Annotated in this window: 9 protein-coding genes; 5 read left to right on the plus strand and 4 right to left on the minus strand. The window is 60.1% G+C overall.

From position 1 onward, the window contains the following. Nucleotides 1-28 precede the first annotated feature (28 nt). The 4 genes from CN311_RS25335 to CN311_RS25350 are packed head-to-tail and all read left to right on the plus strand — an operon-like array spanning nucleotide 29 to nucleotide 4002. A complete protein-coding gene (locus CN311_RS25335) occupies nucleotides 29-448 on the plus strand; it encodes a sugar transferase (RefSeq protein ID WP_280954054.1) in 420 nt (139 codons plus the stop codon). Between the two features lie 29 nt (nucleotides 449-477). After that, nucleotides 478-1482, plus strand: a complete 1005-nt coding sequence (locus tag CN311_RS25340) for an SDR family NAD(P)-dependent oxidoreductase (protein WP_097576405.1) — start codon at nucleotides 478-480, stop codon at nucleotides 1480-1482. Next, complete coding sequence (locus tag CN311_RS25345) at nucleotides 1479-2753, plus strand: hypothetical protein (RefSeq protein ID WP_097576406.1); 1275 nt, start codon at nucleotides 1479-1481, stop codon at nucleotides 2751-2753. Before CN311_RS25340 ends, CN311_RS25345 begins: the two co-directional genes overlap by 4 nt. Then, nucleotides 2740-4002 (plus strand): polysaccharide biosynthesis/export family protein, encoded by a 1263-nt coding sequence (locus tag CN311_RS25350; protein ID WP_097576407.1) that lies wholly within the window; start codon nucleotides 2740-2742, stop codon nucleotides 4000-4002. Before CN311_RS25345 ends, CN311_RS25350 begins: the two co-directional genes overlap by 14 nt. A 69-nt stretch (nucleotides 4003-4071) precedes the next feature. Here CN311_RS25350 and CN311_RS25355 read toward each other — a convergent pair whose 3' ends face one another. After that, the gene (locus tag CN311_RS25355; RefSeq protein WP_097576408.1) at nucleotides 4072-5415 is read right to left on the minus strand and encodes an HlyD family type I secretion periplasmic adaptor subunit; all 1344 of its coding nucleotides are present in this window, start codon (nucleotides 5413-5415) and stop codon (nucleotides 4072-4074) included. Nucleotides 5416-5441: 26 nt separating this feature from the next. Next, nucleotides 5442-7193 (minus strand): type I secretion system permease/ATPase, encoded by a 1752-nt coding sequence (locus tag CN311_RS25360; protein ID WP_097576409.1) that lies wholly within the window; start codon nucleotides 7191-7193, stop codon nucleotides 5442-5444. A 396-nt stretch (nucleotides 7194-7589) separates the two neighbouring features. On the opposite strand from CN311_RS25360, the gene CN311_RS25370 reads away from it, so the two are divergent. Continuing rightward, entirely contained in the window at nucleotides 7590-8282 is a 693-nt protein-coding gene (locus CN311_RS25370; RefSeq protein ID WP_097576411.1) for a N5-glutamine methyltransferase family protein, read from the plus strand. 96 nt (nucleotides 8283-8378) lie between these two features. Here CN311_RS25370 and CN311_RS25375 read toward each other — a convergent pair whose 3' ends face one another. Further along, nucleotides 8379-8645: an acyl carrier protein gene (locus tag CN311_RS25375; RefSeq protein WP_097576412.1), complete on the minus strand. Its 267-nt coding sequence runs from the start codon at nucleotides 8643-8645 to the stop codon at nucleotides 8379-8381. A gap of 60 nt (nucleotides 8646-8705) precedes the next feature. Then, nucleotides 8706-9048: class I adenylate-forming enzyme family protein (locus CN311_RS25380; protein WP_165779842.1), on the minus strand; the 343-nt coding region annotated here is incomplete at its 5' end.

The following is a 9048-nucleotide window of genomic DNA, read 5'->3' on the forward strand; positions in this document are numbered from 1 at the left end:
GTGCGATTCCCATGGCTTCGCGCTGACGATGGCCGGCGACGACCGCATGACGACGATAGGGCGTATCCTCGCCGCCACCAAATTCGACGAGCTGCCACAATTGTGGAACGTCTTGAAGGGAGAGATGGCGATTATCGGACCGCGTCCCGAGAGTCTCGCCTTCGCCGATTGTTTCCGCGGCGGCTTTGAGGACATCCTGCAATACAAGCCGGGCTTGCTCGGCCCGGCTCAAGTTGTCTACCGCAACGAAGCCCATTGTTATCCTCAGTCCGGTGATCCGCTGCTGTTCTATCGCGAGGTCCTGTTTCCGGCCAAGGCCAAGCTCGACCTTTCCTATTATCCGCAGCGCACCATCATCTCGGACATTATCTGGATGGTGCGTGGTTTTCTGGCGGTTGTCGGTCGGGTCTGGTCGCCGCCGCAAACCAGCATCCAAGAGCAAGCCTAGCGCGTCACGCATACAAGGGGCACCTCGTCATGAACTACAAGGGCAGAAAAGTTCTGGTCACCGGCGCCGATGGGTTCATCGGCTCGCATCTCACCGAAGCGCTCGTGCGAAGCGGGGCGGATGTCACGGCGATGGCCCTCTACAATTCCTTCGACAGCCACGGTTGGCTGGATGATTTGCCGGATAACATTCGAAGCCAGCTGAACCTCATCCGCGGCGATGTTCGCGACAGTGCCTTCGTCAACCGGGTCATGCGCGGCCAGGCGGCAGTGTTTCATCTCGCCGCCCTCATCGCGATACCATACTCATATGCCGCGGCCCAATCCTATGTGGAGACCAACATCCTGGGCACGGTGAACGTCCTCGAAGCGGCTCGGCAATGGGAGACAGAGCGCGTGGTGCAAACCTCGACCAGCGAGGTCTATGGCACCGCACTGACCATGCCGATCAGTGAATCCCATCCGCTGCAGGGCCAGTCTCCATATTCGGCGTCCAAGATCGGCGCGGACATGATGGCGGAATCATACGCCAGGTCGTTCGATGTCCCGGTGGTCATCCTGCGACCGTTCAACACATACGGCCCGCGCCAGAGTGAGCGCGCCATCATCCCGACCATCATAAGGCAAGCCCTCGACCCGAATTGTCAGGCGATCATGGTCGGAGACACAAGTCCGATACGGGACCTTACCTTCGTGGAAGACACGGCGGCGGCATTCATGGCCGCCGGTTCGGCCGAACTCGAATTCGGCCATGCCTACAATGCCGGCACCCAGCGTGCCGTGACGGTCTCGGACGTATTGGATCTGGTGCTCGAGCTAAGCGGCACCAAAAAGCCGGTCCATCGTGACGAGCGCCGCCTGCGGCCGCAGAATTCCGAGGTCCGCGCTCTGCTGGCCGATCCTTCGCGCCTTGAAAGCAAGACCGGATGGCGAGCGCAGACCAGCCTGCGCGATGGGGTGGAGCGAACCATCGGATGGTGGAAGGGGCGCCTCAGCGAAGGCCGCGTACGGCGGGAAATGGATTACATGACATGATGCTTCGCCGGCGTGCGTTGGCTCTGCTGTTCTTTGTGGCCGGCCTGTCCGTGGATCTGCCGGCGGCCGGAAGTCGACAGAACAGCGCGCCGGCGCAATTTACCGCACCGGTGACGATGGATCTGCCCGACTATCTGCAGCCTGCCACCGATCCAGCGTTCGGGACAGAGTTCGTGCGCATCACCAAGCCCGGCGTCCTTGGCAATGGGGCCGTATGCGGCAAGGAATACTGCACCCATCGTTATTCGAGCGCTCAAGCCTGGAATTCGGATCAGAGCCTTATCGTCATCACCAACGGGTGCAACGGCATGTGCTTTCTGGATGGGCGCACATATGCCCCGCTGTTTCGTCGCGCTCGATCAATTGAGTGCGAATGGCATCCTCAAAACGCAGAGCTGATGATCTGCGTTGCCGGCCGGCAAATATCGACCTGGGCGCCACGGACCAATCGCGAAGACGTCGTGTTCGTTTCGAACGACTATCGTGATCTGCATTTCGGGCCGGGCAAGGGCAATCCAAGCCGTGACGGGAACCGCATAGCGGTGCGCGCACTCCGTGAGAATGGCGAAGTGGTGGTTTTTGCCTATGACCTCAAGGAACGGAAGAAATTCCCGGATATCGAGCTCGATCAGCTTGGCGGAACCAACGGCGCTTGTTCGATTTCCCCGCTCGGAACCAGCATCCTATGCCTTCAAGAGATAATAAGCGGCATCGAACAGGGCTTCATTTTCACAGTCGATGGCACTTTGCGTCAGAAGTGGATTGAACATCATCGGCCGGGCCACGGCGACATGACCGTCGATGAAGATGGCAGCGAAGTCTACGTGGGCATCAGCAAATCCTCTCCGGACAAGTTTCAGGTGATCAAACGGAGACTGTCCGATGGCAAGGTCACTCCACTTACGAAGTACGGCGAAGTCATGCATGCATCGTTGCGTTCGCTGACCAGGCCCGGCTGGGTGTTCCTGACCTATGGCGGCGATCCGGATGAGATAGCAGCTCAACCAGACTGGGCGCCATATGCACAGGAAGTGATCGCGCTGCGCATCGACGGCAGCGGTGAGGTTCGACGCATCGCACAATCGAGAAGCACTCAGCTCGACTATCGAAGCGAGACTCATGCCTCACCATCGCCTGACGGCTCGCAGGTAATTTGGTCCAGCAACTGGGGCGTGCCCGGCGGGCCAGTCTACGACTTCGTCTCTCGCCTCGACTGGCCGGAAGAGCCGAGTTCGAACCGGAAGGAGATTGTCACCAATGGTATTCATTAATCGAACGCTTCTAGCCGTCCTCGGCATGCTGTCCGTGATGGACATGGCCGCCGCGGCGGACGGACGGGTCGCCTACCGGATTTCCGCCGGCGACACCGTCGAGATAGGAATTGCTTCCGCCCCGGAACGAACACAACGTGCTGTGGTGCAGATGGATGGCACTATTGCGCTTCCCGAAGTCGGGATGATTTCGGTCGCCGGCCTGACTGCGGCCGAATTGCAGACGCGCATGGAGACGATCCTGCCAACCAAGATATTTCACCAGCGCCTGACCGACGGTCGAGAGCAAATGATCGTCATCAAGCCAAGTGACGTGACGGCCGTGATCGCCGAATATCGGCCGATTTACGTAACCGGCGACGTGCTCACGCCCGGGCAGCAGGTCTACCGACCGCTCATGACCGTGCGGCAGGCGGTTGCCGTGTCCGGCGGCTTCAGCCTTTTGCGGTCACGGGCAAACCAGGCCGGCCCCGATCCGGCGGATCTGCAGCGCGACTTCGAAGGGGCTTGGGGGGAATATACCAGAGACTACTTTCATAGCGCTCGTCTGCGTGCCGAACTTCAGAACCAGGCGAAATTCGACATGCAGGCACCACAAGGGTCACCCTTGTCAGCGACTTTCGTGTCGGCAATCGCCCAGGCTGAAGCAGAAGGACTGAAGCTCTCCTTGGACAACTTCCAGCAGGAGCAAACCTATCTCGAAAAAAGCGCCAAGGATGCCGCGGAACAGATAGAGATGCTGCTCAAGCGCTCGCAAGCCGAAGCGGATGCGGTCAAGGCCGACGAGGCCGATCTGGCGCGGATAACGAAAGTGTTTCAGGCAGGCAACCTGACCAACGACAGGCTCGCCGACGTCCGGCGCGGTGTGCTTCTCTCTTCCAGCCGGGCACTCGAAACGTCGGTCGAGCTCATGAGAACCCGACGCCAGCAGGATGATGTTGCCAGACAGCTCGAGCGCAACGAAAATCTGAGAAGGATTGGACTTCTGACCGAGTTGAAGGATACCAACGTGCGCCTTGCCGACACAACCGCAAGACTTCGCGCGGCCGGCCAGAAGTTGCAACTGACGGGCGCGTCCGCCCAGCCGCTGGCGGTCGCTGGCGAAAGGGTTGAGGCTCAGGTCACGATCGTCCGTAAGGTCGGCGAGGAATGGCGCAAACAGCCGGCCGAAGAAGACACCGAAATCATGCCGGGAGACACGATCGAGGTAAGGTTCGGCGGAGCGCTCGAAACTTCAGCCATCCAGTAGAAACCGGCTCCGTCCCGATGGAACCGGGACGGAGGGCGGCGAGGGCGCACAACTGATGGGCCTTGGGCCTTACTGTCTGAAAGCCCTGGAAACCTGGTCGGTAAAGGGTTTCATCAGGTAGGACCAGACATTGCGCTCGTCGGTGCTGATGTGGACTTCGGCGGGCATGCCCGGTTTGAGCACCTTCTCTCCTGTCAGGCAGGCTGCCTCGTTTTCGACGTCGATGCGTGCCGAAAAATATGAGAGTTCACGTTGCGGATCCTTGATCAGATCCGCGGAGACGCGATTGACCGAGCCTTCGCATGCTGGCGTGGTTCCGGTGTCGAAAGCCGGGAAACGGATTGAAACCCTCTGTCCGGGATGAACGTCGTCTATACGCTGAGGAGGAATGAGCGCGTCCACGACGAGGTTGTCGGCATCGGGCACAATCATCATGATCGCTTCCCCGGCACCAATCACACCTCCGACGGTGTGGACAGAGGATTCCTGCACCGTTCCCGACTGTGGGGCGCGGATGTCGGTCCTGGAGAGTTCGTCTTGCGCGACCACCTTGCGCTCGCTGAGCTCGGTTTCCTTGGCTTCCGTTTCGCGAAGTTCGCCCGTTACTTCGCTGCGCATTTGTTCGTCGAGCTGAAGCACCTGCAGGTCGGTCTCACTGATTTTCGCCTGCACCTCCGCGATGGCCGCGAGGAGGCGTCCCGACTCGCCGCGAGTCCGCGTCTCCTCCAGTTGGACATTGCTCAGCCTCTCCTTCGACACCAATTTCTTGGCATAGAGAGCCTCGACGTCAGCACGGCTCTTGGTCAGCAGAGCCAGCGACTCGTCCATCGCCGCCTGCTGCGCCTTGAGGCCATCGATCTGACGCTCCAGTTGCTTCGAGCGGCTTTGCAACTGCGCCTTCTGGCCAGCCAGCGCGGCGGCACGGCTTTCGAACACGGCGCGCTCGCCGCTGACTAGGGCTGCCAGTTGCGGGTCGTCCATCCGGACCCGAAGGCTGGGTGGAAGCTGCATCTCCGGCAGACCCCGTCGTTCGGCCTCAAGCCGCGCCAGGCGAACGTTGGCGCGATCCAGATCTTCACTGACTATCTGCAGGTTCGACCGTGTCACCGTGTCGTCCAGCCTGACCAGAATGTCGCCGGCCTGCACATGATCGCCATCCTGGGCGAAGATGCCTCCGACAGTGCCGCCGGTTTGATGCTGGACTTTCTTTATGCTGCTTTCGACCACCACGGTGGCGGGCGCGATCACCGCGCCGGCAATCTTGGTCAACCCCAGCCACAGCCCTCCGCCGACGACCAGCAGGGCAGTGGTGGCCAGACCGAGGATCAGGTTGGCCCGGATGCCATCCGGCTCTTCGACCGGGTTCGTCCCGATCCACTGGTTTGCGCCAGCGGCCGGGGCAAAGGAGGACATGGTCACGTCAGACACGGAAAGACACCTCACACATGCCCGCTTGCACCTTTCTGCATCGGCACAACGGCACCTGGCCTCTCCGGACGCGGGAAGGGCCGGATCACATTTGCCAGAACGTCTTCGCGCGAACCAAACGAGTGAAGCATCCCGTTCGACAGGACGAGCACCTGATCGATGTTGACGAGAGCGGAGGGCCGATGCGCAACGACGATCGCGATGCCGCCACGCTCGCGCACTGCCAGGATCGCCCCGGCCAGCGCGACATCGCCGTCCGCATCCAGGTTGGAATTGGGTTCGTCGAGAACGACAAGGAATGGGTCCCCATAAAGTGCCCTGGCGAGTCCGACGAGCTGCCTCTGTCCAGCTGAGAGGTTGGCTCCTCCTTCACCAATGCGCGTTTGGAACCCCTCGGGCAAGCGCATGATCATCTTGTCGACGCCCGCGGTCTTGGCGGCTGCCAGCACGCCCCTTGCGTCGCTCTGACCGCCGAACCTCGAAATATTGTCGGCGATCGTTCCGTCAAACAGCTCGACGTCCTGCGGCAGGTAACCAATATGCGCGCCGAGCAGCTCTGGATTCCATTGATCGAGCGAGGCGCCGTCCAACCGTACCGTTCCGCGAAGTGGCTTCCATGCACCGACCAAGGTGCGTACGAGCGTGGTCTTGCCGGAGCCGCTCGGACCGACGATCGCCAGCCCCGCGCCCTTCGACAGGCGGAAGCTGACATTGATGACCGTTGGCTTCTGCAGGCTTGGTGGTGCGACCGTCAGTTCCTCGACGACAAGCTGCGTCTGTGGACGCGGCAACTCCATGACCTCTTTCTGGTTGTCGAAAGCATCCAGCGCCTTCGCCAGGTCGGAATAGCTTCGGCGGGTGGCCAGAAACCCTCGCCAGTTCGCGATCGCCACGTCGACCGGCGCCAATGAGCGGCCCAGCAGTATCGACGACGCGATGATCACGCCTGGCGAAGCCTCGCCGCCGATCACAAGGTAGGCGCCAAGCCCCAGCACGCAGGACTGCAGGGCCATCCGGAGTGTCTTTGATAATGAGCTCGTTGCGCCGACGATGTCGGATAGCCACTCCTGATTCCTGAGATAGAGATGGCTGATCTCGCCCCAGCGTCGGCCAAGCCGGGCGGAAAGGCCCATGGCCTGAACGACCTCCGCGTTGCGGCGACCGGAATCGGCGAGGAGCCGCTGTGCCACGAGGGTTTCAGACGCACGCGCCGCGGGTTTGCGGCTGACGACTTCGGCGACCACCGTCACAAGCACGACGGCTAACGCCCCGAGCGTTGCCAGCACGCCAAGCGAGGGGTGCAGCAGGTAGATGACCACCATGTAAAACGGTATCCAGGGGACATCGAAGACGACGGTCGGCCCCAGGCCGGAAAGAAAGCCGCGCAACTGATCCAGATCGCGAAGTGGCTGCACCCGGTTCGCGTCAGGTCCAGCAACGAGCGGCAGGGACAACGAAGCAGAGAATGCCTTTTGCTGCAGATTTCTATGCAGACGGCTGCCAATACGGACCAACAGCCGGAGCCTGACGAAATCGAGGAGACCGTAGACCGCGTACAGGCCCAGCATCCCAATCGTGAATCCGACAAGGGTCGGCACGCTCTGCGAAGGCAGCACGCGATCGTAGACCTGGAGCATGTAGACGGAGCCGGTCAAGGCGAGAACGTTTATCACTGCCGAGAAAATGCCGACGCCGATAAGCCCATGCATTGAGCCGAACATGGCGGAGCGTAGATCGAGCGAGCGCCCTTCCGTTGGCTTCATGGGTTACGATCTCTCGCGCGAAATTGCCGCGCTATCTCATCGATTCTGTCGGTGATGGGGATACCTCTTGCCTGACGGAAGGCGGCTGCTTCATTTATCGGAACATTATGATTTGCTTACATACGTGCTTTTGGGCAAAATGTAGCGAAATCGTGGCGCAAGGCCGAGAATTCGGGAATTGGCTTTTGGAAGCTGGGGACAACCGGATCGGAAAAGGCGAATGTTTCACGGTCACGACACTGATGAGAGGCAGGCGATCATCTTTTGTTTCATCATGTCCTCAAAGCCTTCGAGGCGAGGGGGCTTCCATTTTGCCGATCGAAGTTTCAATGATTTCAAGATATATTTCCGTCATGTGAGATTGTTGAATATTGACACCAGGGAGGAAGGTTTCTCGTGAACGAAGAAATCAGTGTCGCCGACGCCTACAGCAAGGGTCACACAATTTTCATGGGACTTGAGCTGCTCGTCGCACCTGGCGCGCTCGTGCCCCGGCCCGAGACGGAATTGCTTGGCAAGACGGCTGTTGACGCGCTGCGTCAACTGAACCTGCCGGCGCCACGCGTCGTCGACATGTGCTGTGGGGCGGGCAATCTGGCGTGCGGCATTGCGCATTACGTCCCGGCCGCGCGTGTCTGGGCCAGCGACCTCACCGACGGATGCGTCGAAGTCGCTCGCCGCAATGTCGCCCATCATGGCATGACGGAGCGTGTGTCGGTGCTTCAGGGCGATTTGTTCGATGCCTTCTCAGGCCTTGGGCTTGAGGGCACGATCGACGTTATCGTCTGCAACCCACCCTACATTTCGGAAAAACGGCTCGAGGGCGACCGCGCGCATCTGACCGAGCTTGAGCCGCGTGAAGCATTTGCGGCCGGCCCTTACGGCCTGAGCATTCATATGCGGGTGATCAAGGACGCGCCGCGTTACTTGCGGCGCGGGGGTATTCTGCTCTTCGAGATCGGCCTCGGCCAGGACCGGCAAGTGATGGGCCTGCTGGAGCGTTCCAAGGCCTACGAGAACATCCGTGCCGTCACCAACGAAGCCGGCGAGGGCAGGGTGGTAATGGGACATGTGAAGACGGATGCGTAAACAAGCGTTGCCGCGGTAGGCGTCAGCCTTGCCGCGGATGCAGGCGCGCTCGCTGCCGGCGGAGCGTGGAACGCCCGCCGCGCAATAAGCTTGTAATCAGTTTTTCTTGCTGATGATGTATTGCGCAATTCCCTCGATGGAATCCAGGTTCTTAGGCAGAAGCTCGCTGTCCTCGACCGTGATGCCGTAGGTTTCCTCGATGAAACCAATGACCTCAAGCACCCCCGTCGAGTCGACGACGCCTTGGTCGAGAAGCGATGTTTCGCTCCGCAGCGCGTCTGCGTCGGCTATATAGAAATTCGACGCCAGGAACGCACGAATTTGCTCCTTGTAGGTTTCGACCCGGTCCTTGGTAGTCAGCATTGAATTCGCCCTCCTGAGCAACAACAAAAAATCAAATCAAATCTCGTCCAGAAAAAGAGCTTATGACAGAGCCGTTTTTTTGAGCTTGCCGGTGTCTGTCATCGGCAGGCTTGCTACGACAACGATGGACTTCGGAACCATGAAGTTCTCCAGCCGCCTCTGACACTCCTTCTGAAGCTGCTTTTCGCCGATGATGCTCCCTTGCTCCATCACGACAAAGGCCTTGACCGCTTGCCCAAGAAGCTCGTCCGGGACGCCGATGACGGCTGCTTCCCGTACCCCCGGAATGTCCATCAGCACGTTTTCCACCTCCTTGGGGGCTACTTTCTCACCCCTGGATTTTATGATCTCGTCGCCGCGGCCGACGAAATAGAGGTAACCCTCAGCATCGATCCGGCAGTAG

The sequence above is a fragment of the Mesorhizobium sanjuanii genome, from assembly GCF_002529485.1.
Lineage (GTDB): Bacteria > Pseudomonadota > Alphaproteobacteria > Rhizobiales > Rhizobiaceae > Mesorhizobium > Mesorhizobium sanjuanii.